This window comes from Rhodococcus sp. DN22 (assembly GCF_036669995.1).
Lineage (GTDB): Bacteria > Actinomycetota > Actinomycetes > Mycobacteriales > Mycobacteriaceae > Rhodococcus_F > Rhodococcus_F erythropolis.
The window spans coordinates 4,228,166-4,252,189 of the sequence record NZ_CP133326.1; the positions used below are offsets into that span (position 1 = coordinate 4,228,166).

General features: G+C 62.2%; 24 protein-coding genes and 1 pseudogene. 15 read left to right on the forward strand and 10 right to left on the reverse strand.

The features are described from left to right. Nucleotides 1-13 precede the first annotated feature (13 nt). Nucleotides 14-514, forward strand: a pseudogene (locus RA302_RS19230) (HNH endonuclease family protein); the annotation flags it as partial. A gap of 1 nt (nucleotide 515) precedes the next feature. On the opposite strand, the gene RA302_RS19235 reads toward RA302_RS19230, so the two are convergent. Continuing rightward, complete coding sequence (locus RA302_RS19235) at nucleotides 516-1,748, reverse strand: amidohydrolase family protein (protein ID WP_338477560.1); 1,233 nt, start codon at nucleotides 1,746-1,748, stop codon at nucleotides 516-518. A 158-nt stretch (nucleotides 1,749-1,906) separates the two neighbouring features. On the opposite strand from RA302_RS19235, the gene RA302_RS19240 reads away from it, so the two are divergent. Continuing rightward, entirely contained in the window at nucleotides 1,907-2,542 is a 636-nt protein-coding gene (locus RA302_RS19240) for a TetR/AcrR family transcriptional regulator C-terminal domain-containing protein (RefSeq protein WP_054187324.1), read from the forward strand. On the opposite strand, the gene RA302_RS19245 is transcribed toward RA302_RS19240, so the two are convergent. After that, nucleotides 2,529-4,103: a molybdopterin-dependent oxidoreductase gene (locus RA302_RS19245; RefSeq protein WP_042447877.1), complete on the reverse strand. Its 1,575-nt coding sequence runs from the start codon at nucleotides 4,101-4,103 to the stop codon at nucleotides 2,529-2,531. The two genes, RA302_RS19240 and RA302_RS19245, sit on opposite strands and share 14 nt — an antisense overlap. 127 nt (nucleotides 4,104-4,230) lie before the next feature. Between RA302_RS19245 and RA302_RS19250 the strand changes: the two genes are divergently transcribed. Continuing rightward, nucleotides 4,231-5,049: a shikimate 5-dehydrogenase gene (locus tag RA302_RS19250; protein ID WP_042447990.1), complete on the forward strand. Its 819-nt coding sequence runs from the start codon at nucleotides 4,231-4,233 to the stop codon at nucleotides 5,047-5,049. 13 nt (nucleotides 5,050-5,062) lie between these two features. Beyond that, complete coding sequence (locus RA302_RS19255; RefSeq protein ID WP_003941357.1) at nucleotides 5,063-5,524, forward strand: DUF6328 family protein; 462 nt, start codon at nucleotides 5,063-5,065, stop codon at nucleotides 5,522-5,524. Nucleotide 5,525: 1 nt separating this feature from the next. Here the strand turns inward: RA302_RS19255 and RA302_RS19260 are convergent, their stop codons facing one another. Beyond that, entirely contained in the window at nucleotides 5,526-6,362 is an 837-nt protein-coding gene (locus RA302_RS19260) for a sulfurtransferase (protein WP_070160843.1), read from the reverse strand. Nucleotides 6,363-6,384: 22 nt separating this feature from the next. Next, nucleotides 6,385-7,008: a LysE family translocator gene (locus tag RA302_RS19265; protein WP_003941342.1), complete on the reverse strand. Its 624-nt coding sequence runs from the start codon at nucleotides 7,006-7,008 to the stop codon at nucleotides 6,385-6,387. Nucleotides 7,009-7,110: 102 nt separating this feature from the next. Between RA302_RS19265 and RA302_RS19270 the strand changes: the two genes are divergently transcribed. Genes RA302_RS19270 through RA302_RS19280 form a run of 3 tightly spaced genes read left to right on the forward strand, consistent with a single transcriptional unit; the run spans nucleotide 7,111 to nucleotide 9,305 of the window. Further along, the gene (locus tag RA302_RS19270; RefSeq protein WP_003941284.1) at nucleotides 7,111-7,584 is read left to right on the forward strand and encodes an Lrp/AsnC family transcriptional regulator; all 474 of its coding nucleotides are present in this window, start codon (nucleotides 7,111-7,113) and stop codon (nucleotides 7,582-7,584) included. Between the two features lie 36 nt (nucleotides 7,585-7,620). Further along, complete coding sequence (locus tag RA302_RS19275) at nucleotides 7,621-8,859, forward strand: benzoate/H(+) symporter BenE family transporter (RefSeq protein WP_003941402.1); 1,239 nt, start codon at nucleotides 7,621-7,623, stop codon at nucleotides 8,857-8,859. Continuing rightward, nucleotides 8,856-9,305: a thioesterase family protein gene (locus RA302_RS19280; protein ID WP_007726113.1), complete on the forward strand. Its 450-nt coding sequence runs from the start codon at nucleotides 8,856-8,858 to the stop codon at nucleotides 9,303-9,305. Before RA302_RS19275 ends, RA302_RS19280 begins: the two co-directional genes overlap by 4 nt. On the opposite strand, the gene RA302_RS19285 is transcribed toward RA302_RS19280, so the two are convergent. After that, entirely contained in the window at nucleotides 9,302-10,330 is a 1,029-nt protein-coding gene (locus tag RA302_RS19285; RefSeq protein WP_047270248.1) for a phosphotransferase family protein, read from the reverse strand. The genes RA302_RS19280 and RA302_RS19285 overlap by 4 nt on opposite strands. A gap of 221 nt (nucleotides 10,331-10,551) precedes the next feature. On the opposite strand from RA302_RS19285, the gene pdhA reads away from it, so the two are divergent. Genes pdhA through RA302_RS19310 form a run of 5 tightly spaced genes read left to right on the forward strand, consistent with a single transcriptional unit; the run spans nucleotide 10,552 to nucleotide 15,718 of the window. Continuing rightward, nucleotides 10,552-11,640, forward strand: coding sequence for a pyruvate dehydrogenase (acetyl-transferring) E1 component subunit alpha (gene pdhA, locus RA302_RS19290; RefSeq protein ID WP_070160841.1), 1,089 nt, complete (start codon nucleotides 10,552-10,554; stop codon nucleotides 11,638-11,640). Beyond that, nucleotides 11,637-12,614: an alpha-ketoacid dehydrogenase subunit beta gene (locus RA302_RS19295; protein ID WP_070160839.1), complete on the forward strand. Its 978-nt coding sequence runs from the start codon at nucleotides 11,637-11,639 to the stop codon at nucleotides 12,612-12,614. The genes pdhA and RA302_RS19295 overlap by 4 nt, the downstream gene beginning before the upstream one ends. Next, on the forward strand, nucleotides 12,611-13,819 hold the full coding sequence (locus RA302_RS19300; protein WP_338477572.1) for a dihydrolipoamide acetyltransferase family protein: 1,209 nt from the start codon (nucleotides 12,611-12,613) through the stop codon (nucleotides 13,817-13,819). The genes RA302_RS19295 and RA302_RS19300 overlap by 4 nt, the downstream gene beginning before the upstream one ends. A 10-nt stretch (nucleotides 13,820-13,829) precedes the next feature. Then, a complete protein-coding gene (locus tag RA302_RS19305) occupies nucleotides 13,830-15,035 on the forward strand; it encodes an MFS transporter (RefSeq protein WP_042447902.1) in 1,206 nt (401 codons plus the stop codon). Nucleotides 15,036-15,076: 41 nt separating this feature from the next. Then, a complete protein-coding gene (locus tag RA302_RS19310; protein ID WP_003941332.1) occupies nucleotides 15,077-15,718 on the forward strand; it encodes a hypothetical protein in 642 nt (213 codons plus the stop codon). A 394-nt stretch (nucleotides 15,719-16,112) separates the two neighbouring features. Here the strand turns inward: RA302_RS19310 and RA302_RS19315 are convergent, their stop codons facing one another. From RA302_RS19315 to RA302_RS19330, 4 genes are all read right to left on the reverse strand, one after another. Beyond that, entirely contained in the window at nucleotides 16,113-17,543 is a 1,431-nt protein-coding gene (locus RA302_RS19315) for an NAD(P)(+) transhydrogenase (Re/Si-specific) subunit beta (protein WP_003941368.1), read from the reverse strand. Beyond that, nucleotides 17,543-17,866 (reverse strand): NAD(P) transhydrogenase subunit alpha, encoded by a 324-nt coding sequence (locus RA302_RS19320; protein ID WP_003941319.1) that lies wholly within the window; start codon nucleotides 17,864-17,866, stop codon nucleotides 17,543-17,545. The genes RA302_RS19315 and RA302_RS19320 overlap by 1 nt, the downstream gene beginning before the upstream one ends. Continuing rightward, nucleotides 17,866-18,975 carry a Re/Si-specific NAD(P)(+) transhydrogenase subunit alpha gene (locus tag RA302_RS19325; protein ID WP_003941381.1) on the reverse strand — a complete coding sequence of 370 codons (1,110 nt, stop codon included), beginning with the start codon at nucleotides 18,973-18,975 and terminating at the stop codon, nucleotides 17,866-17,868. The genes RA302_RS19320 and RA302_RS19325 overlap by 1 nt, the downstream gene beginning before the upstream one ends. Before the next feature lie 527 nt (nucleotides 18,976-19,502). Further along, entirely contained in the window at nucleotides 19,503-21,041 is a 1,539-nt protein-coding gene (locus RA302_RS19330; RefSeq protein ID WP_003941397.1) for an AMP-binding protein, read from the reverse strand. Between the two features lie 191 nt (nucleotides 21,042-21,232). Between RA302_RS19330 and RA302_RS19335 the strand changes: the two genes are divergently transcribed. Together RA302_RS19335 and RA302_RS19340 are read left to right on the forward strand one after the other, a co-directional pair. Beyond that, nucleotides 21,233-22,051 carry a maleylpyruvate isomerase family mycothiol-dependent enzyme gene (locus tag RA302_RS19335; protein WP_064444064.1) on the forward strand — a complete coding sequence of 273 codons (819 nt, stop codon included), beginning with the start codon at nucleotides 21,233-21,235 and terminating at the stop codon, nucleotides 22,049-22,051. Nucleotides 22,052-22,085: 34 nt separating this feature from the next. Continuing rightward, a complete protein-coding gene (locus tag RA302_RS19340; protein WP_064444063.1) occupies nucleotides 22,086-22,709 on the forward strand; it encodes a Type 1 glutamine amidotransferase-like domain-containing protein in 624 nt (207 codons plus the stop codon). Between the two features lie 57 nt (nucleotides 22,710-22,766). On the opposite strand, the gene RA302_RS19345 is transcribed toward RA302_RS19340, so the two are convergent. Next, the gene (locus RA302_RS19345; protein ID WP_003941297.1) at nucleotides 22,767-23,093 is read right to left on the reverse strand and encodes a hypothetical protein; all 327 of its coding nucleotides are present in this window, start codon (nucleotides 23,091-23,093) and stop codon (nucleotides 22,767-22,769) included. 574 nt (nucleotides 23,094-23,667) lie between these two features. On the opposite strand from RA302_RS19345, the gene RA302_RS19350 reads away from it, so the two are divergent. Next, entirely contained in the window at nucleotides 23,668-23,937 is a 270-nt protein-coding gene (locus RA302_RS19350) for a GNAT family N-acetyltransferase (RefSeq protein ID WP_338477583.1), read from the forward strand. Nucleotides 23,938-24,024 lie beyond the last annotated feature (87 nt).

Sequence of the window (24,024 nt, forward strand, 5' to 3'; positions counted from 1 at the left end):
ATTCTTGTTCAGAGAAGCCTGCGTCTTCGGCCCCGCGTGGTCCGACGACCAGGACGCACCTGGTGGCCACGACGGGTGCGATACCCGCAACAACGTTCTGGCCCAAGATCTCTCGGACGTGGTGTTCAAACCGGGAACACGTGACTGCGTCGTACTGTCGGGCGCGATGACCGACCCGTACTCCGGAGATCGCATCGAATTCGAACGCAGCCAGGCCAAGTCCGTCCAGATCGACCACGTCTTCCCGCTCGCCGCGGCCTGGGACTTCGGCGCGAACTCCTGGACTCCTGCGTTGCGGATGAGGTTCGCGAACGACATGTCTCTGAACCTGTTGGCCGTCAACGGCCCCGACAACCAGTCGAAAGGCGACAGCACGCCCAGTGAGTGGTTGCCGCCCGATCCTGCGTACCGATGCTTTTACGCCGGCAAGTACTTGACCGTCGCGATTTCCTACGGCTTACCGGTCAGCCGGGCGGATCACTCGGCGTTGACAGAACTCGCCACTCGCTGTTGAGCTACCGGCCGTCCTTCACCACTCGACCGCTCTGAATGACGAGTGCGATGCGCTCACGATCGGCGAAGATGGACGGATCCGTCAACGGATTGCCGCGGAATGCAACGAGGTCGGCGAACTTGCCGACTTCGATGGTGCCGACCTCGTCGGCGATACCGAGAATGTCGGCGTTGATCCGGGTAGCGGAAACCAATGCGTCCATCGGGGTTTCGACCTTGGCGCGCAGGACCAGCTCCATTCCCCGGCCCGTTTGATCGGTACCGATGAGGTCCGATCCCAATCCCACTCTGACGCCGGCATTTCGAGCAGCAAGAAGCCCGTCGATCTGACCCTGCATCATCTGGCCGATCCGAGCCGAAATCGATTCGGGTAGACCTGCTGACGCCGCGCTGTCCGAGAGCGCCTGCACCACAGCCAACGTCGGCACCAACGCGACGTCGTGCTCGGCCATCAACTTGGCGGTCTCGTCGTCGATATCGGAGCCGTGCTCGACGCATTTTGCCCCGGCAGTGACAGCGTTACGGATTCCCTCGTTGTTGTGAGCATGCACCGTGACATAGGTACCGCGCGCATTGGCTTCCTCGACGGCAACTTCGATCTCGTCGACCGTGAACTGGGTATCGGTGAGCTTGTCATGAGTGGATACCACTCCCCCGGTAACACACAGTTTGAGGAAGTCCGCACCCCTGCGGAACGTCTCGCGAACGTTCTTTCGCATTTCGTGCGGACCGTCGGAAAGCAGAGACATACAACGTAATCCGGGGATGTCATGATCGGACCAGTCCGAAGTCGGCTCCCATTCGGCCGCCAGGTGCCCGTGTCCACCGGTCTGGCACTGGATCGGGCCGCACTGAATGATCCGCGGACCCGGAATCTTGCCCGAGGCGACAACTCCGGCGAGTCCACCGTCGATTCCGCCGCAGTCACGAACAGTGGTGAATCCCCCGTCGAGGGTCGATGCGCAGGTCGCGAACATGTCTGCAGCGAGCTCGGCTACCGAGATCTGACGCCGCAGGCTCGGTGCGAGATCGCTCGATCCACCGAGATGAACGTGTGCGTCGATGAGGCCGGGCGTGATTGTCAGCCCGGTGCAGTCCAGCACCTCCGCCCCCGTGGGTGGCGTGCCACCGAGTGCACTGATGTGCCCGTTTTCCACAGCAACAGCGCAGTTCTCGATCGGGTCGGCGCCCGTCCCGTCGATGATCGTTGCACCGGTCAGCCATACGACAGACATATTGAATGTTCCTCCGACGTGTACCGATCGCCGGAAGATTCCGCCGACATACCGAATAGGGTTCGGTTAGTATGATGCATATCGGCTCCCGAAATCAAGGAGTTGTCATCACTCGATGAAGTCCGAGATTGCTGACGAATCCCTCACCAGGAGAATCGATGCCGCGTCCCACCCAGCCGATACTGTCCACGCGAAACATCACCGACGCGGCTCTGGATGCTGTCGACGCGACCGGCGACTTCACCATGCCCGGGATCGCCAAGCAATTGAACGTGACTCCGTCTTCGCTCTACACACATATTTCGGGTCGATCCGAGATCGTCGAACTCATGCGCATCCGCGTGATGTCGTCGATCTCTGTCCCCCACCCACCCCCAGGATGGAGCGAACGGATCAGCGCGTGGGGGTGGGCCTATCGCCGAGCTGCCGTCGAACATTGGCGCCTCATCCCGCTACTCATGACACGCAGCGTCCGCACCGAGGTGACTTTTGATATCGATACTGCACTGGTTCAAGCATTTTCGGACGGCGGTTTCGATCCGACCGACACTCGTCACGCAATCTCCACGCTGGACAGTTTGGTTCTCGGATCCGTCGTGAAACTCTCGACGCCGGATGTCGCGTGGACTCAATCCTCGAACCCGAGCGAGGTCACGCGCGAGGCTACGACCCCGCTGCGAACCGACGACACGTTCGACTTCGGCCTGCGAACCCTGATCGCCGGATGGATGGCTCAACGCGTTGTTCGTCTGTATACCGAACCTCATTCGGATTCCGACGTCACTTCACGGTGAACGACCTGGTGTGCCATCCCGTGGCACCACCGGGAATCGGCGGAGTGCGCTCTTCCACCTGAACGTTCCCGTCCAAATCCGTCGCTCTGACCTGCACCGTGTGCAAACCCGAGCCTGCATCCCACATCCACGACCATTGACGCCAGGTGTCGATCGAGTACTCCTGCGCCAGTGTCGCCGGTTGCCATTCACCGTTGTCGACGCGAACCTCGACCTTCTCGATCCCGCGATGCTGCGCCCAGGCCGTTCCCGCCACCAGCACCTGGCCCGGCTCGATGGGAGCCAGAGCTGCCGGCACCTCGATACGCGAGGACGTCTTGATCGGTGCCTGCGCACCCCAACCGCGCTGGGTCCAATAGGCCTCGACCTTGTCGAAACGCGTGAGTTCCCACTCCGTCACCCACTTGGTGGCGGAGACGAAACCGTACAGACCGGGAACGACCTGCCGAACGGGATAGCCGTGCTCGAACGGCAACGGCTCACCGTTCATCGCCACGGCGAGAATCGCGTCACGGCCGTCGGTGACTATCTCGACCGGGGTGCCGACTGTGAAGCCGTCGACGCTGGTCGAGAGGAGCATGTCGGCGTCGGGATGGACACCGACTTCGTCGAGCAGGTCCTTCATGGGATAACCGATCCACTTCGCGTTCCCGGCCAGAACGCCGCCCACCTCGTTCGAGACACACGTCAGCGTGATGACTCGCTCGATGGGCGTTCGCGCCACCAGATCGTCGAACGACAACGTCATCTCGCGGTCCACCATTCCGTGAATCCGCAGTTCCCACGAATCCGTCGTCAATTGCGGAACGAGGAGTGCCGTGTCGATTCGGTAGAAGTCGTCGTTGGGCGTGATGTATGTCGACGCACCCGCAATCGCGATGTCCGCACCCGCCGGAATCGGCGGCGCCGGGTCAGCGGCGGTGGGCACGACAAAATCTTCACGATTCGCTACTGCTCCGGCGATTCTCTGCCCCACGAACTTCCCGGCCGCACCCGCTGCCGCAGCCACTGCCAACGCCGCACCTGCCAGCAGGAGGAACTGACGACGAGGCAACCACGAGTCGGCGACGCCCGGCGAGAGCGGCACTTCGAGTTGTGTGATCAGCAACCGCAAGGTTGCGACGCCCGCCACCACACCGACCAGTGTCGGGAACACGTACATCGCGTCGGCAGTCGGGCGCTGCATCGCCGCATACACACCAACCGCGCCCAGAAGAACGAGAATGACGCTGCCGATCGGGCGGCGTCGCCGTTCCAGGAGCCCGGCCACCGCACCGAGCAGAACGATCAAGATCGACATTCCGATGAACAGCGCCGGCTTGTCATTGGTACCGAAAGTATCGATCGCGAACTCGCGAGCCCACGCCGGCGTTCGGTCGACGGTAGTCGCACCTACCGCGTAGAAGGGCGACGCGTCCGGGTTGATCGGCAACGCAACCAGTTCACCGACGCCCAGGACGACAGCCGCGGCCAAGACCCCGGAGATCGCGTGAGCAGCCCATCTACGACGCAGTGGACGAGATTCGGTGCTCGGGTGCTCGTCGATGTTCTGTGTGACCATGTCGTCTCGGCTCTGTCGGTGCGAGTGGTGCTTCGATCGGATACCCGACATTCGGCGCTGCGGGCCATCCGGATGGGTGCACTCCTCCATCAAGAACTACTCCGAACTCGCGATTAGAGTGGGAACGATGACCGTCGACCTCAACAAGGACACGCTCCTGTGCATGTCGCTCTCCGGGCGACCGAGCAACATCGGCACCAGATTTCACAATTACCTCTACGAAGAATTGGGCTTGAACTTCGTCTACAAAGCCTTCACCACCGAAGACGTGCCAGCCGCGATCGCAGGCATACGAGCACTCGGGATTCGAGGCTGTGGGGTGTCGATGCCGTTCAAGGAACAGGTCATCGAGCACATCGACGTCATGCATGATTCGGCCAGCGCCATCGACTCCGTCAACACGATCGTCAACGAGTCCGGAGTGCTGCACGCCTACAACACCGACTATCAGGCGGTGGCCGATCTACTGCGTGACAACAACGTCGACACGAGCCTGTCCGTCGCTGTCGCCGGCAGCGGTGGCATGGCAAAAGCAGTCGTCGCCGCGGTGCGCGACACCGGATTCACCGACGTCACCGTGATCGCCCGCAACCAGCAAGTGGGGTCATCGCTTGCGAAGCAGTACGGCTTCGACTGGCAGGCCGAACTCGGTGAGCTTCGTCCCGGTGTGCTGATCAACGCCACCCCGATCGGTATGTCCGGCGGCGCAGAAGCAGATGCACTGTCGTTCCCCGAGCACGCAGTGCGCGCCGCCGATGTCGTCTTCGACGTCGTCGCGATGCCTGCGAAGACGCCACTGATCGCGTTGGCGACCGAACTCGGCAAAACGGCGATCACAGGAGCGTCAGTCATTGCCCTTCAGGCCGCCGAGCAGTTCGTGCTCTACACCGGTGTGCGTCCGAGCGCGGAGCAGATCCAGCGAGCGTCGGAATACTCACGGGCGTAGGAACCACGTCGCCGTGAACGAGACCGGGGAGACTCCACCTCAACAACTCGCGCGGAACTTCAACGAGTTGTTGCAAGAGCTGCGCGTCGCGCTCTCTGGTGTGCAGATCCTGTTTGCCTTCCTGCTAGCCGTGGCATTCACCGAACGCTACGAGGAAGCGTCGGCGTACATCCGCGGCATCCACTTGGTGACGGTGATCCTTGTTGCCATCTCGTTCGGGTTCCTGATGGCACCCGCGGTCTGGCATCGCATGCTTTTCCGCCGTGGGCACCGCGAGAACATATTGCCCGTGGCCAACCGATTCGCCCTGTGCGGCATAGCCTTTCTGGCCGCCTCCATGACCGGCACGGTCCTGTTGATCGCCGAGGTCGCCGTCGGCGGAGTTGCCGCAAAGGTTTTGGCAGCGTGCGCCGCGATCATGTTCACGGCACTGTGGTTTCTCGTGCCGTCATTCATCGATCGCACCAAGAGCTGACTCAGGCTCCGGTGTCGACGGCGCGAGTGCTGTCGTTGGACCACTGTGACCACGAGCCCGGGAACAGCGTCGCGTCGTAACCAGCGATCGCGAGCGCCGCGATCTCGTGCGCGGCAGTCACTCCGGATCCGCAGTACACCGCCACCTTGTCTCCGACGCCCAGTCCGGCGAATCGCTCACGCAGGTGGGTCGTATCCAGGAATCGCCCGTCGCCGGTGATGTTCTCGGCGGTCGGCGCGTTCACCGCACCGGGGATGTGCCCTGCGACGGGATCCATCGGCTCGACCTCGCCGCGGTACCGCTCCCCGGCTCGGGCGTCGAGAAGGACACCGCCCTCGCTCGTCCAGTTGCCGACACCGTCGATGTCGACAGTCGGCATGTTGCCGCCGGTGACAGTCACGTTGCCCGGGCTGACGGACTCGCCGATACCGGCCGCCAACGGCAGTCCTGCGGACTCCCAGGCCTGCAGCCCGCCGTCGAGCAGTCGGACGTCCGAGAGCCCGGCCCACCGCAGCAGCCACCAACCACGGGCCGCGGCCGTGTTGCCGGTGGCGTCGTAGAGCACCACCGAATCACCGTCGTCGATTCCCCAACGACGCGCAGCGGCCTGCAGGTCTTCGAGACTCGGCAGCGGATGCCTCCCCTCGTCCGGCGACGGCGGCGAGGCAAGTTCCTCGTCGAGGTTCACGAATACCGCACCGGGAATATGGCCGTCGCGAAAATGCTGCTCGCCGTTCGAATCACCCAGCGCCCATCGGACATCGAGCAATCGCGGCGCAGCGCCGGCCTCGATGAGAGCGGACAGTTCTTCGACGTCGATCAGCACGGGAAGTGTCATGAGCCCATCCTGACACGACCACTCATGCAACCCCGAAGAAGGCACCGAGGCCCACCAACAACACTCCCGTCACCACGTCGATTCGCTTCCCGACGCCAGGGCGACGCAGCTTCTTGCCGGCTCCGGCCGCCAACACCACCACGATCGCCCACCACAGTGCCGCGGCGACCACCGTCGCGCCCGCCAACATCAACGTCCGCAGCCCTGCGCCTTCACCCGGCTCGATGAATTGCGGGAGTAGCCCGAGAAAGAACAACAACGCCTTCGGGTTCAGCAGGTTCGAGAGGAAGCCGTAGCGAAATGCCGTGGTGACCGCGATCGGTTCTTTCGCTGCCGGAATTCCCTCGTCCGAGGCGCGGGCTTTGAAAGCACTTCGAATCGCGGAGATGCCGAGCCAGGTCAGATATGCCGCCCCGGCGTAGGTGAGCGCGGAGAGCAACTGTGGCCGTGTCGCCACAAGTGCGGAGAGACCCAGTGACGCGGCAGCGGTGTGAACGAAGAGCCCGGAAATCACACCGGCGGCCACCACCGCGCCGGTCCGACGATCTGCTAGAGAATGACGCAGGATCAGGACAAAATCCGGTCCCGGCGTGAACAGGACGATGGATAGCAGGGAGCCGAAAGCGAGCCATTGACCGACACTCATCCGAAATACCTCACACCCGAGCTGATTCGAGACACATGTTCATGCCAGGAGTGTGCAACTGGATCCGGGAAGTTCAAAACGACTCCGGATATAGTTCGGCAGATGACGAAGAATGAGCCTCTGGATCCGGTGGACTGGAAGATTTTGGCCGAATTGCAGAACGACGCGTCGATCACCAACAAGGTGTTGGCCGATCGAGTCGGTTTGGCGACGTCCTCGTGCCACGAGCGCGTACGACGCCTACGCGCCAACGGCACGATCAGCGGCATCCATGCGGTTGTCGATCCGGCAGCCGTTGGCCGGTCGATGCAGGCGATCATCGCCGTTCAATTGCGACCACACCGCCGCGACCTCGTCGACCGGTTCACCGCCGACGCGCTAGCGCTGCCGGAAACGCTTGCGCTCTTCAACGTCTCGGGGCCCGAGGACTTCTTCCTCCACGTCGCGGTCCGTGACAGCGCTCATCTACAACGGGTATTGATCGACCACCTCGCCGCACATCCCGAGGTCTGGCACGCCCAAACGCACCTCATCTACGGCAAAGCGGTCACCTCACCCATCCGACCGGACAGGTAAATCGGGCCTCGAGCGGGTCGGGCAGAATCACTGACCATGTCGGACTCCACAGATACCACCGAACCGGAAGCCGTTCGCAGCAACTCGCAACCGATGAGCGCAGGCATCGTCACGGCCCTCGTCGGCTTCACCAGTTCGTTCGCGGTGGTCCTCACCGGCCTCGCCGCTGTCGGCGCGGACGCGACCGAGGCGGCGTCCGGACTGCTGGTTCTGTGTGTGACCCAAGCGTTGGGAATGCTCTGGCTCTCACGCCGGTATCGGATGCCGATCACCCTGGCCTGGTCGACTCCCGGTGCCGCTCTGCTCGCCGGCGCCGGAGCCGTCGAGGGTGGGTGGCCGGCGGCGGTCGGAGCATTCATCGTCGTCGGAATCGCGATTGTTCTGACCGGACTGTGGCCGACGCTCGGAAGGATCATCTCGGCAATCCCGACGCCCCTCGCGCAGGCGATGCTCGCCGGGGTTCTGATGCCGTTGTGCCTGGCGCCGATCATCGCCGTCCGGGACGCCCCCGCAGCGGTCGCGCCCGTCATCCTGGTTTGGCTTGCCGCGCAGCGCTTCTCCAAGCGATGGGCGGTTCCGCTCGCGTTCCTCACCGCCGCGGTCGTGATCGGGATCAGCCTCGTCACGTCGGATCGAGTGCTCGACGCCGGCGCCATGATTCCCCGCATCGATCTCACCGCGCCGTCGTGGACCTGGCAGGCAATGATCGGCATTGCGATTCCCCTCTACATCGTCACGATGGCTTCGCAGAACATTCCCGGTGTGGCCGTGATGAATTCGTTCGGATACACCGTTCCCTGGCGACCGTCGATGATCGTGACGGGTATCGGCACCATCGTCGGCGCACCGGCCGGTGGCCATGCGATCAACCTCGCGGCGATCAGCGCAGCCCTGGCCGCCGCCCCCACCGCACATCCGGATCCCAAACGTCGATGGATCGCTGCCTTCACCGCAGGCTGGGCGTATCTCGTTCTCGCTGCCGGCGCGGCCGCGGTGGCCGCTCTGGTAGCCGCCGCACCGGCCGGAGTCGTGGAAACTGTTGCCGGACTGGCGCTCCTGGCAACGCTTGCCGGCGCCCTCACGTCGGCGCTGAGCGAGGCGAGTGAACGTGAAGGCGCCGTGGTCACGTTTCTGATCGCCGCATCCGGGGTCAGTATCCTGGGAATCGGTTCGGCATTCTGGGCACTGTTGGTGGGGCTGATCGTGCGTGCAGTCCTACAGGGCACCACCCTGCCCTCACTCTCGCGAAAGTCCTCACTACAGTCGAAGCCGTGAGCACAGCGCAGACGCCCCCGTCGATCAGCGAGTTTCCCGTTCTCTGGCCCGTCCCGACGCGGTGGGACGACAACGATCACTACGGCCACGTCAACAACGTGACCTACTACTCGTACTTCGACACCGCGGTCAACGCCTGGCTGATGTCTTCCACTGGAACCGACATCCGCACCCTGCCTGCCATCGGCGTCGTCGCCGAGACGTCGTGCCGGTACCTGAGCGAGCTGTCGTTCCCCGAGCAGTTGCAGGTGGGTATCTCCGTCGAGAAGCTCGGCACCAAGAGCATCGTCTACGCGCTGGCGATATTCCACGAGGTCGAAAGCGGCCATTGGGAACCTGCCGCGACCGGGCGCTTCGTGCACGTCTACGTCGACGCCGACACCCGTAAGCCGGTGGAGATCCCGGCGGCCATCAGATCGGCAGCCGGGACCTTGACCGAAAACTAGCTCAGGCCGAGCTGATCTGCCGTCAAGACGGCGCGTGCAACGATTCCGTCGATCAGCGCGACGGTCGGGCCGCCGTGCTCGGCCTTGTTGCGCGGATCGTCGAGGATGCGTCGCAGCACGCCCTCCGCGATGATCGAGAGCTTCCACAGAGCGAGTACGTGCCAGTATCCGACCGCTGACACGTCGCGGCCAGTCGCCTCGACGTAGGCAGCGACCAGCTCGTCACGGTTCGGGAAGCCTTCCAGCGTGGACGCCATGAACGGACCGGCAACCTTGTCACCGGCTTCCGGCCAGTACGCGAGTAGCGCACCGAGGTCCGCGAGCGGCTCCCCCAACGTGCACAGCTCCCAGTCGACGACGGCAACGATGCGCCCCTCGGCCGGATCGGTGATGACGTTGTTGAGGTGGAAGTCGCCGTGAACCAACGTCACTTCGTTCTGTTCCGGAATGTTTCGGTGCAGAATCTCGGCCAATCGGTCGACATCCGGAACATCGCGGGTCTTCGACTTCTCCCACTGCGCCGACCACCGCTTGAGCTGACGCTCGGCAAAAGGCTTGCGGCTGGCCAGGTCGTCCAGCCCGGTCTCTTCCAGGTCAACTCCGTGGATGCTGGCGAGGGTTTTGGGCATCGCCAAGCCGACCGCGCGACGCTCGTCCTCGGTCAACTTCTGAGCAACCGGAACGCCGTCGATCACAACGCCGTCGATGTAGCTCATGAGGACCAGCGGAGCGTCCGTGATCTCCGGATCTTCCGTGATGCCGAGGATCTTCGGAACCGGCACTTTGGTTCCCTGGAGCGAGGACAGGATGCGGTGCTCGCGAACGACGTCGTGCGCGGACGCCAACAACGTGCCGAGTGGAGGTCTGCGCAGTACCCACCGTCCTCCGCCCGCATCCGTCACGGAGTAGGTCAGGTTCGATTGCCCGTTACCGATCCTCTCGAAAGTCAGTGGTGTCGTGGCGCCGACCCCCAGTCCGGCGATCCACGCGGAAACAGCTTCTTCGTTCAAACCGACTGCAGTCACCGCACCGATGCTAGCGGTTGAAGTCCGATCGGTTGGCCGTACCGACACGTTTGTTACTCGCCAGTTCGCAGTTCAGGTCTTGATACGGCAGTGAAAATACTTGCGGATTTCCCAATCAGGGGGATCCTGATGGTAGAGCGACAACTGCATACGACACATCGGGATTGTGCGGCGTACTCACGAGGCGCGCCGGGCATGAGCAGAAACCGAGGTGAGCGAAGATGATCGACAACCTCGATTATCCGGTCCAACTCATCCAACCGAACGGCGCACGGGTGTGCCGTCCCGAATTCGACCGCCTGATAACAGACATCGGGCCTGACGAACTGCTGTCGTTGTATCGCGATCTCGTCGTGAGTCGCCGCATCGACACCGAAGCTGTTGCCCTGCAGCGTCAAGGCGAAATCGGTTTATGGGCTCCGATGCTAGGCCAAGAAGCCGCCCAGGTCGGTTCCGCGAGAGCGCTCGCCCCAGACGACTTCGCGTTCACCAGCTACCGCGAACATGCCGTCGCGTACTGCCGGGGTGTTCCCCCCGAATTGCTGACCACCATGTGGCGAGGAATCTCCCATTCCGGTTGGGATCCAGAACAATTCAACGTCACCAATCCGGCGATCGTCGTCGGCTCCCAAGGGCTGCACGCCACCGGATACGCACTCGGCGCACACCTGGACGGCGCCGAGATCGCAACGATCGCGTACTTCGGCGACGGCGCCACAAGTCAGGGTGACATCGCCGAGGCGATGGGATTTGCCGCCAGTTTCCGTGTCGGCGTTGTCTTCTTCTGCCAGAACAACCAGTGGGCAATCAGTGAACCGGTATCCCTGCAGTCCCGTGCACCCATCTCGCATCGGGCGATCGGTTACGGTATTCCGGCGATCCGCGTCGACGGTAACGACGTCCTTGCCGTGCTCGCCGTGACGCGCTCGGCGCTCTATCGCGCACGCGAAGGCAGCGGCCCGACGTTCATCGAGGCGATCACCTGCCGGATGGGCCCGCACACGACCTCCGACGATCCGAGCAGGTACCGCACCGATACGGATATGTCGGAGTGGAAAAGCCGCGATCCGCTCGAGCGAATGCGTCTGCTCCTCGGCCGTCGCGATCTTCTCGGAGAAAACGAACTCAGCACCATCGCGGCAGCCGCCGACGACGTCGCCGCTGGACTGCGACGCGCAACCATCGCGCTCGCCGATCCGCCCCCGTCAGCGCTCTTCGATCACGTCTACGCCGAGGCACACCCACTGGTCGACGCTGAACGCGAAGAGCATCGCGCGTATCTGGGCAGCCTGGAAGGGGCTTCGTCATGACCGTCATGAATCTGGTGACCGCGCTCAACACCGGCCTTCGACGCGCACTCGAAGACGATCGTCGCGTTGTCATCATGGGCGAGGACGTCGGCCGTCTCGGCGGCGTATTCCGGGTTACCGACGCCCTGCAGAAGGACTTCGGCGACACTCGGGTGATCGACATGCCCCTCGCCGAATCAGGGATCGTGGGAACAGCTTTCGGGCTTGCCTTGCGCGGATATCGGCCTGTCTGCGAAATTCAATTCGACGGGTTTGTCTACCCGGCTTTCGATCAGATCGTCTCGCAGGTGGCCAAGATCCAGTACCGCACCCGAGGCGCTGCCTCTGCGCCACTGACGATTCGGATTCCCAGTGGCGGCGGAATCGGTGCGGTGGAACATCATTCGGAGTCGCCCGAAGCGTACTTCGCTCACACCGCGGGACTGCGGGTGGTGTACCCGAGCAATCCGATCGACGGTTTTCACATGATCCGCCAATCCATTGCGGCCGACGACCCGGTGATATTCCTCGAACCCAAACGGCGCTACTGGGATACCGCCGACGTGAATACCGATGCCGCGCCCGAGCTTCCGCTCCACCGTGCTCGCGTCGCCCGCTCGGGGAACGACGCGACAGTGGTTGCGTACGGATCCATGGTCGCCACCGCGCTCGACGCCGCGAGGATTTCCGAAGAAGAAGGCCACGATCTGGAGGTCGTGGATCTGCGTTCACTCTCGCCCATCGACTTCGACACGATCGAGGCTTCGGTGAACAAGACAGGCCGGCTTGTCGTCGTCCATGAGGCGCAGAAGTTTCTCGGCGTCGGCGCCGAAATCGCAGCACACGTCGCGGAACACTGCTTCTATCAGCTGGAGTCACCGATCCTGCGGGTCACCGGATTCGACATCCCCTACCCGCCCGCCAAGCTCGAGCGATTTCACCTTCCGGACGCCGACCGGATCCTCGCGGCGCTCGATCGAACGCTGGCAGCATGAGCACGGCGCACGAATTCCGGTTACCGGATCTCGGCGAGGGCCTGACGTCCGCCGATCTGGTCGAGTGGGCGGTCGGCGTCGGCGACACTGTGGCACTCAATCAAGTTCTCGCCCAGGTAGAGACAGCCAAAGCTCTTGTCGAACTACCGTCGCCCTACGTCGGCGTTGTCAGGTCACTCCTCGTCGAAGCTGGCTCTACCGTCCCGGTCGGCACTCCGATCATCCGCATCGAGGAGTCTTCAGATTCACCGTCTCCAAGTGATTCGCAGTCTCCGAGTGTGCTGGTCGGGTACGGACCCGCGGCCGAGAGACCGAGCCGACGACGGAGCAGGATCACGCCGGACTCGCAATCCGCGGCGAGTACCGAGCGACGGCCCGCAACCCCCGCGGCGCGGCGCGCGGCCCGCGAAGCCGGCATCGATCTGAGCGAAATCACCGGCAGCGGATTCGACGGTGCCGTCACCGCGGCTGACGTCGCAGACGCGCTTACCGTGCAGGCGCCTTCGGATAACGCGACACGCCTGGCCCCGTCCGGCATACGAAAACAGATGGCGTCGGCGATGGTTGCCAGCACCCGCGCTCCGCAGGCCAGCGTCTTCCTCACCGCTGATGTCACGCCTTCGATGGAACTGCTCGGCAGGCTCCGTTCCTCGGAGGCGTTCACCGGACTGTCCCTCACTCCGCTGACTCTCGCTGCCAAGGCAATGGTGGCCGCCATCGCCTCGCACCCGATGGTGAACGCGCATTGGGACGAGGCCCGCGGCGGCGCCGTCATCGACGATCACGTGAATCTCGGCATCGCCGTCGCCTCCGAACGTGGACTGTCCGTGCCCAACATCAAGAGCGCCCAGACCCTGAGCCTGGTCCAACTCGCACGCGCGGTGACCGAACTGACCGTCGCTGCCCGTGAGGGAAAGACGGACGTCCGTCACCTGACCGGTGGCACCGTCACGATCACCAATGTCGGAGTCTTCGGCGTCGACGGCGGCATTCCGCTTCTCAATCCAGGAGAAGCCGTCATCCTCTGCCTGGGCTCGGTAAGCGAGCGTCCGTGGGTGATCGAGCGCAAGATCGAAGTGCGGAGCGTCGCGACACTGACGTTGACGTTCGACCACCGGGTACTCGATGGTGAGCAGGCCGCGAGATTCCTCTCATTTGTCGCACAGATGCTCGCGGACCCGGACCTGTTGCTGTCTCACCTGTAAAAAGGAACGAGTGAGCGTCAACCCCACCGACCGAGCAGTCCCCACCTCCGCCCTGGTACGCGCCCGGGCCGGCATCTTCGGCATCTTCGGCATCAACGGATTTCTACTCGCGATGTGGGTCGTCCACATTCCGTCCATCGAACACCGTGTGGGAATCAGTCACTCGACGCTCGGCTCACTTCTTCTCCTTCTTGCAGTCGGAGCCATTGCCGGCATGCAGTTGAGCGGTCCGCTCGCAGATCGATACGGCAGCAGACGCATGGTCGTCCTGGCGGGTAGCGGGCTGGCATTCGCCACTCTCGGCCCGGGGTTTGCCACGAACACCTGGCAACTGGGCGCTGCACTTGTCGTGTTCGGCTTTGCGAACGGCGCGTTGGACGTGTCGATGAACTCGCAGGCCGTCGAGGCCGAACAGTTGTACCGGCGCCCGATCATGGCGGCCTTTCACGGCATGTTCTCGGTCGGTGGCGTATTGGGCTCTGTCATCGGATTCGGCACTCTCGCACTGGATCTTCCGCCGTATGTCACGCTCAGCATCGCGTCGGCAATCGGCTTGCTGGCAGTCTGGTTGTGCTCGCGACCCCTTCTCCCTCACGTCGACGTGCATGCCGAAACCGCGTCGACTACCGGAAAGACACACGGCAGATTCTCGGCTCGCGTACTTGCCCTCGGAACCCTCGCCTTTGTTCTGATGCTGGCCGAGGGAGTGGCAAACGACTGGAGCGCGCTGCAGGTCAAGGAAGATCTCGGTGTTTCGAATGCCGTTGCCGCACTGTCGTTCGGCGCATTCTCCGCCATGATGACCGTCGGCCGGTTCACCGCGGATCGGATCAGCGCGGCGGTAGGCCCGGTGGCAGTGGTTCGCTACGGTGCGTTGCTGTCGTCCATCGGAATGCTGACCGTCGTGGTATCCGGCTGGCTACCACTGACGTTGCTCGGTTGGGCCCTGTTCGGCGCCGGCCTGTCGGGCTGCATTCCGCAGATCTTCACCACGGCCGGAAATCTGGGCTCAGGTTCGGCCGGCACCAACATGTCTCGCGTCGTCGGCATGGGATACATCGGATTCCTCGCCGGTCCGGCAACCATCGGCTGGGTCACCAAGCTTGTGCCTCTCACCACAGCAATGTTGATCCCGTTTGCATGCGTCCTGGTCGCAGCTGGTTGTGCGGGTGTCGTTCGGCGCGATTCTCCGACCGCCTACAGACCTCACAGCTGATCCTCACGATCGGCACAGACTCAACAAGGATGCTGGTACTCGTGACCGTCTCGACCTCCACCCAGCACCCCGCTCCCTCCACAACCACTCGCTTCCTCGTCCTTGCCGCGATCGCCGTCGTAGCGCTGGGCGTCTTGTATTTCGTGCGACCCACCTCGCCCGGTTTGAGCGTCCCGGAACAGGTGCGCGCACTTGCCGAGTGGACGGTAGGCCGATTCGACGTCACCGCTGTACTCGCAGCCACTACCGCTCTGGCCGTCGTCTCGATGGTCCGCGGACTGCCATACGGCATCGGCGCGATCCTGCTCCTCGGAATGGGCGCCAATCTCACCAACGCGGCATTCGGTTCCTGGCTCCCCGATGTTCCCCAGGACCTATTGCCCAGCGGTCACGTCGCAGCGGCGACCGCGCTGTACTGCTCGGCGATCTTGATCTCCGCCCCGCAGTGGCGTCCGGTGGTCGCCGGGCTCGGATTCGTCGGAGTTGCTGCGATCGGTGCCAGCGCGCTCGCCGCCGAGCTGAGCGGCCTTTTCGGAGTGATAGCTGGCATTCTGATCACCCTGGTATGGGCCTGTGCCGCAGCCATTTTGATGGCACGATCGCCCATCGCCGCGAAACGTGAAGAGCTGCGCCCAGATACGGCAGCCATCGCGTTCTCCAGGCACCGGAGCATCCGACTTTAGTCCTAAATCTTTGGGATTCAGAGATTTTCGCCGATAGCTCTCCCGCCACGGTTGGACATGACGTATGTTCTGAAATGTCCGAATCAAGTAGTTCCACAGCGAAGGAGTCTTTACCGTGAGCCTCGAAGATCTGAACCCGCTCGAACTGATCCAGAAGTTGATCGAACTACTTTCCGGCTTCTCTTCCGACCCCGAAACCCCCGAGGTTCCGTAAAACGTCGCCAGAGGCGCCTGTTCCGAGTTTCGTCTCGGACCAGGCGCCTTTGTCGTTTCAGCACAAGAAGTCGTTTCAGCACAAGAAGTCGTTGCAACACACGACATCTTTGCAACACACGGCCACGAAAAAAGGCGTCCACTCGCAGCTGCGAGTGGACGCCCCTTCCGAGTACCAGCGCTAGAGCGCCTTGAGCTCCTCGGTTACTTCGGAGACCGACTTCTTGGCGTCACCGAAGAGCATCGAAGTGCCCTCCGCGAAGAAGAGCGGGTTCTCGATACCGGCGAAACCGGAGTTCATCGAACGCTTGAGCACGATGACCGACTTCGACTGGTCGACGTTGAGGATCGGCATTCCGTGAATCGGTGAGCTCGGATCGTTGCGCGCCGCCGGGTTGGTGACATCGTTCGCACCGATCACCAAGGTGACATCGGTACGAGAGAACTCGTCGTTGATGTCGTCCATTTCCTTCATCGCGTCGTACGAGACATCCGCCTCTGCGAGAAGAACGTTCATGTGACCGGGCATACGGCCGGCGACCGGGTGAATGGCGTACTTGACCTCGACACCCTTCGACTCGAGCAACTTCGCCATGTCCTTGACGGCATGCTGAGCCTGCGCGACCGCAAGTCCGTAGCCGGGTACGACGATGACCTGGTTGGCGTAGGCCATCTGGATAGCCGCGTCGGCGGCCGAAGTCGCCTTTGCCGTGCGCACGACACCGTCGGAGGATGCGGCTTCACCGCCACCACCACCGAAGCCGCCGGCAACGATGGCCGGGATGGACCGGTTCATGGCCTTGGCCATGAGGTTGGTCAAGATGGTGCCCGAAGCACCCACGATCATGCCGGCGACGATCATCGCCTGGTTGTTGAGCGCCAAACCTGCAGCAGCAGCTGACAAACCGGTCAGAGCGTTGAGCAGCGAGATGACGACGGGCATGTCCGCGCCGCCGATGGGCAGCACAACCATCAGTCCGAGGATGCCCGAGAGCACGAGCACGCCGACGATCCACAGTGAGCTGGTCGGGCCTTCCGGTGAGATCGCCTTGATACCGATGATCACCGAGAACGCGACGGCGGCAATGAGCAGCAGAGCATTGAGCGGCTGCTGGAGCTTACCGATTCCGATCGGACGACCAGGCAGAGTTTCCTGCAGCTTCAGGAACGCGATCACGCTGCCCCAGAAGGAGATCGATCCGATCACCGCGGCAAAGAGCGAAGCGATGACGATATGCACCGTCGGCGACTCGCCGTGCTGGAATGCCGTGAAACCGTCCGAGTCCAAGAACTCCGCGTACGCGATCAACGCGACCGTGCCGCCACCCACACCATTGAACAGCGCCACCAACTGCGGCATGGCCGTCATCTTCGTCCGGAGCGCCGGCGGCACACCGAGCACGACACCGATGACAAGGCCGGCAGCGATGAGGATCCAGTTCCCCATCTCCGCATCACGAATGGAGATCAGAGTTGCAACGACGGCGATGAGCATGCCGACCGCGGCGATCTGGTTACCGCGGACTGCAGTCTTCGGGCCGGTAAGACCCATGAGGCCGTAGATGAACATCGAGAACGCGACAATGTAGAGCGCATTGACCAGGTATTCCATTACTGGTCACCATCCTTCGACACAGACTTGGCGGCCGGCTTGGCCTTGAACATCGCCAACATGCGGTCCGTGACCACAAAACCACCGACAACGTTCACGGTTCCGAAGACGAGCGCGACGAACAAGATGATCTGCAACCCGATCGAGGGATCGTGCACCTTGCCCAGGACGACCAACGCACCCAGGACGACGATGCCGTGGATGGCGTTCGTACCGGACATCAACGGGGTGTGCAGGGTGTTCGGAACTTTGGAGATCACAGCGAAACCGACGAACCCGGACAACACCAGGATCGCGATGTTCGCCAGCAGTGATGTGTACATCAGGCGCCCTTCTCTTCACGGGTGACGCACGCACCGGCAAGAACCTCGTCGGAGAAATCAGGCGCCAAGGCACCTTCCACCAACATGAGTTCGATCAGCGCGGAAATGTTCTTCGAGTACAACTCGGACGCATGCTCCGGCATGGACGCCGGCAAATTCAGCGGAGAGCAAATGGTCACGCCGTGCTTGACGACGGTTTGACCCGGCTCGGTCAGCTCGCAGTTACCACCGGTTTCACCCGCGAGGTCGACCACGACACTGCCCGGCTTCATGCCTTCGACCGCGGCAGCGGTCACCAGGCGCGGCGCGGGACGACCCGGAACCAGAGCTGTGGTGATCACAACGTCGAAGCCCTTGATCGCATCTTCGAGTGCCTGCTGCTGCTTCGCTCGCTCGTCGTCGGTCAACTCGCGGGCGTATCCACCCTCGCCCGCCGCATCGATTCCGAGGTCGAGCCACTGTGCACCCACCGAACGCACCTGGTCGGCGACCTCAGGACGCACGTCGTACCCGGTAGCGCGGCCACCGAGACGCTTGGCTGTCGCCAGCGCCTGCAGACCTGCCACACCCACTCCGAGGACCAGAACCGTCGCAGGCTTCACCGTGCCCGCAGCGGTGGTGAGCATCGGGAAGAACCGCGTCGACTCCGATGCTGCCAACAGAACAGCCTTGTACCCGGACACGTTCGCCTGCGAGGACAACGCGTCCATCACCTGCGCGCGGGAGATACGAGGAATCGCCTCCACGGCGTATCCCTCGATGCCGGCGGCCTTCAACTCGGCGATGCGGTTGTCCGCATTACGCGGATTCAGGAAACCGATGAGCTTCGCGCCGGTACTGATCCGGGCGATCTCTTCTGTCGACGGAGGCGCAACCTTGACGACCACGTCAGCAGTCCACGGATCGCCGATCTTCGCGCCGGCAGCGGTGTACAACTCGTCGGGAATCAACGCCCCGAGACCGGCCCCGGACTCGACGACCACGTCGACACCCTTGCCGATCAAAGCGGACACAATTTTCGGCACCAATGCGACCCGACGCTCACCATCACTCGATTCTCGAGGGACGCCGACCGACGGACGCACTTGTGCGCTCTTCGATGTTTCCATTTTCCATTACCTTCTGCGGTTGGTGGTTCGCCTGCTGCGACGAGCGGCAACCAGCATGTGATGAGCGGAAGATGACCCGCTTTTGGGTGAATGGTGACTGATAGTAGCCAGAGTTAACGCGGCGTAGGGAAACCGACGACGCACTTTCTCCATCTGAATCGAGTCCGAACAGTATGTTTGGACATACCTGAAGAAGCCTACTGTGAGGCCGATCACACCGGAATGGCGGACTATTCCACTATTTGAAACGGCCGAAAGACGTAAAGGCATCAGAATGACGCGCCGAATAATCACCGTCGAGCGAGTTTACGAACCGGCTTCCGAATGTAACGCCGTCCGACTCCGCGTAGACCGACTCCGGCCACGCGGCCTCAAACGCGAAAACCTGCAGTACGCCTCGCACCGTCCTCGGATGCTCGACCCGTTGTTCTACTGACAGCAAGCAAGGACCTGCCGTACGGTCACGCGCAGGTCCTTGCCGACTATCTCGCAGAATTACTCTGATGTCCTAGCATTTCACTAGAGCATCAATTGCTCACATATTGAGACCGCAACTTGTGCTTGACGAGCTTTCCTGTAGCGGTCCGAGGCAATTCGTCGGCAAAGTCAATGCTTCTCGGAGCTTTGAAATGTGCGACCTGACTGCGAACGTATTCCAGCAATTCCTCGGCGACATGGGCACCGGGCTCGATTCCCTCCGCTAGTTGGACAACCGCCTTGACCTGCTCACCCATTTCCTCGTCGGGAACACCGATGACCGCCACGTCGAACACCTTCGGGTGCAAAGTAAGGATGTTCTCGGACTCCTGTGGGTAGATATTCACACCACCGGAGATAATCGTGAACGCGGCGCGGTCGGTCAGATAAAGGAAACGCTCGGAGTCGATATAGCCGATATCTCCACTCGTCGTCCACGTCGGATGATCCGGATGCTGCGCGGCAGCCGTTTTCTCGGGATCATTGTGGTACCGGAACGGCAAAGTCTCCCGCTCCCAGAACACGGTACCGATCTCGCCGACCGGAAGATCGCGCCCGGCGTCGTCACAGATGTGCACGATCCCCATCACTCCGTCACGCCCGACGGAACCCGGATGCGACAAGGCCTGCTCACTGTTGATGAAGGTAGCGCCCGAACCCTCGGTCGAGGCGTAGTACTCGTAGATCACCGGCCCCCACCAGTCGATCATTGCCGTCTTCACTTCGGGCGGGCAGGGAGCAGCAGCGTGAATGGCGACCTTCACCGTCGAGACGTCGTAACGATCACGGGTCTCCTTCGGAAGTTTCAACATTCGAACGAACATCGTCGGTACCCACTGACTGTGCGTCACAGCGTATTTACCGATCAACTCCAGCGCGGTTTCGGCTTCGAATGCATCCATCAAGATCACGGTTCCGCCGACCGAATTGATCACGCCGCAAAAACGCAGGGGCGCCGCGTGATAGACCGGAGCCGGGCACAAATAGACTGTGTCGGAATCGAACCCGTACATCGGTGCGAACACCGCGGTGTACGGATCCATGGTGGTGTTCACCTCACCCTCCGGGAGATCTCCTTTGATCCCCTTCGGCCTGCCGGTGGTTCCCGACGAATACAGCATGTCAGCCCCACGCGGCTGCGAGTCGAGTGGAGCAGTGGACTGCGCATCGACCGCTTCTTCGTAGTCGTCGAAGCCCTCGAGGGCGCCGCCGTACACCAATCGGTGCCGCACGCGTGGAATCAGCTTCTCGTCCAACGGAACTGCTGCGGACGCCTGCCCCGACGCCACCAGAATTGTCGCCTCGCAGTCGTCGACGATGTAGGCAGCCTCCGAAGCCGTGAGATGCCAGTTCACCGCGGTGATGTAGAGGCCGGATCTCAACGCTGCCCAGTACACCTCGAACGCCCGGAGATCGTTGTTCGAGATGAGAGCGACGTGGTCCCCAGGCTTGGCACCGACACTTCGGAAGTATCGCGCCAACTGCGTCGACCGTTCGTCGAGTTCCCGATAGGTGATGGACTCACCCGTCGCAGGGCGAATGACGGCGGGCTTGTCCGGCGTGGACTGGACAAAATTTCCTGGAAACACGAAGACTCCTCTGTCGGTGACGACAACGCCGCGTGAGCCTGCTTCGGCGTCGACAATCCTGGTCTACCACAGGAACTCTGCCACCCTCGGAGGTTTGGTGACACCGACTCGAAGCATGGGAATGCCCGCTCACTTATCCGCCGGGACATACAGTGAGGAGAACCGCACCGTCCGAAACAGGAGATGTCCACATGAGTGGTTGGCCCCAGGACTCAGTAGTCGACGCATTGACCGAGGAATGGAGAGTCATCGACGCACTGCTGGCCGAACTCGACGGCGATCAGTGGTTGGCACCGTCGAACCTTCCGGGGTGGACGGTTCACGACATCGTGTCCCATCTGATCGGTACGGAATCACTGCTCTCGGGCATCAATCCGCCGTCGATCAATCTGGACGTGCACGCATTGCCCCACGTCCACAACGAGATTGCGGCGTTCAACGAGCGCTGGGTCGAAGGCCTGCGGCGGACACTGCACTCGGACCTGCTGACCCGATATCGCGAGATCACCGCCGAACGAACCGAAGCGCTGCGCTCGATGACCAGCGCGGACTGGGACGCCGAGACACAAACACCGGTCGGTCTTGCGCCCTATGGCCGGTTCATGCGTATTCGGACCTTCGACTGTTGGATGCACGAACTCGACATCAGAGATGCAGTTGGCATTCGGGGTGAGGAAGGCGGATTGCGCGCGGAGACTGCATTCGGCGAAATCACCAGCGCGCTCGGATTCGTCGTCGGAAAACGAGGAAAGGCGCCAGAGGGAGCACGGATCACTTTCGAACTCGAAGGGCCACTTGCCCGTTCACTTCACGTCTCGGTCGACGCGCGAGCAACACTCGTCCCGGAGTTGGACGGTCCGGCGACCACGACCATCTCGATGAGCTCACCGCTCTTCACCCGAATTGCCGGTGGCCGCGTCCACGCGTCGGATCACCGAACCGACATCTCGCTTCGCGGTGACACCACGGTGGGCACACGCGTCGTCGACAATCTGGCGTTCACGATTTGAGGGCTGGGTGGGTAGGTCGCGAAGGTACTGAGAAGTGAAACTGTTTCTCTCGTCCTACCGATTCGGCGACCACCGCGAGGCTTTTGTCGATCTCGTAGGCCGCGGCGCTCGCATCGCGGTCATCGCCGCGGCTGCAGATTCGTGGCCCGCCAATGCCCGCAGTTCAGCAGTCACCAGCGAATTGACTCCGCTACGGGCAGCGGGCTTCACCGCAGAGGAAGTGGATGTCCGAGACTTCCTGGGTGCATCGGAAGCACTCGAACTCCGGCTCCGCGAATTCGACTGCCTGTGGGTTCGCGGCGGAAACACGTTCGTCCTGCGAGCTCAGCTAGCTCGAAGTGGCGCTGACAGGGTCATCGAGATGCTGGTTCGTTCAGGCGTCGTGGCCTATGCGGGATACAGCGCCGGAGCGTGCCTGGCGACTCCGACTCTGATCGGGCTGGACGCGTCGGACGACCCCGCTGAAGTCATGCCAACGTGCGGTATCGACCCGATCTGGTCCGGGCTCGCGCTGATCGACTTCGCGATAGTGCCGCACGGCGGCGATTCGCTACTCGAAGATCCACAGGTGACTGCGCGGACGGTTGCGACCCTGACCACGGCGGGCTCGCAATTCACCGTGCTTACAGATCACGAGGTGATACTCGTCGACCGTTGATGTAACGCAGACAGTTGATCTTGACGCAGACTGAGCAGTCGACTCGGCCCGACCGGATCAGCCGTGCTCTGCCACCGCGGTTCCGGCTGCCGGCGACTGACGCTCGAGCCTCGTCCACGCGATCTCCCAGCGCTTGACAGAGACCTCGTCAGCGTCCTCGAGAAGGGCGTCGAGGAGCAGGCGTGGATTTTCGCGCCATGCCAGTTCAGCGGCATGGACTTCCGCAGCCGAGAACAACCCGGAAGCCTCGAGATCACGAATCCATTCGCAGATCTCGCCTCGGTGAATCCGTGCGATGGTCTCGTATCCCAGACCTTCGTCAAGGAAGTCGTACGAAAAAATTGCGGCAAAGTAACTGTTCGACTCACGCTGCCCGAAAATCATGTGCGTTCCTTCCTCGAAGTTGTCCGACGAAGACTCGAAATCGAACCGTTGAGCAGCGACGCCAAAGTTTTTTTGGCGAAGTTGTAACGCTTCTTCTATCCCCGACGATTCAAACGCTAACCCCCCGAGCGGGTCTTTGGGATCACGTCCGAGAAACGATCTGATGACCAACGCAATACCCCTGGGGTTTCCGGCCGCTCGCACCCATCATCGACACGCAACCAGCGCGCCGCTGACCTGCAATTTGCCCGTTTCAGGCCCTCCACTTAATCCATCCGAACAGACGACAAAAAACTTTGTGACCGGTCCCACATATTGGGATAGTTACGATCGTGATGCATATGTATCACCCGTTGTGGGCACAAAAGTACGGGCAAATCGGCACGTACAGACCAGTTTTGTTCGTTCTCCATGGCGACGAAGGTCCCTTGAACGGTCGTCCAGTTGTAGTTGCGCTAAGTAACGGATCCCACGTCGGCAACCGATATTGCGGACGGCCTGCCAGGTAGCGTGCTCCAGAGAACGTAGACGCGGCGCGGCGCAACCGGCCGCCCTTTCGAAACGGAGCCCGAAGATGACCGAGACAGTGGCGCACAATCCCGCGGAAACGCGTTTCGAGATCCGAGTCGACGGCGAACTCGCCGGTTTCGCCGAGCACTCGGACCATTCCGGCGTCCGTGATTTCCACCACACGGTGACCTATCCGCAGTTTCGTGGGCGCGGGCTTGCCGCCATCGTGGTGCGTGAAGCGCTCGATCAGACCCGGAACGAGGGATTGAAGATCCTTCCGACGTGCTCGTACGTCGAGAAGTTTGTTGCGGAGAACCCCGTCTACCAGGCATAACCGAACGAGAACGGCCGGCGAAAAACCAGTCGCGAACCTGCAGACCCCGCTGCTAGCGTCGATGGTGCCGTCGTCGAAATCCTGGGC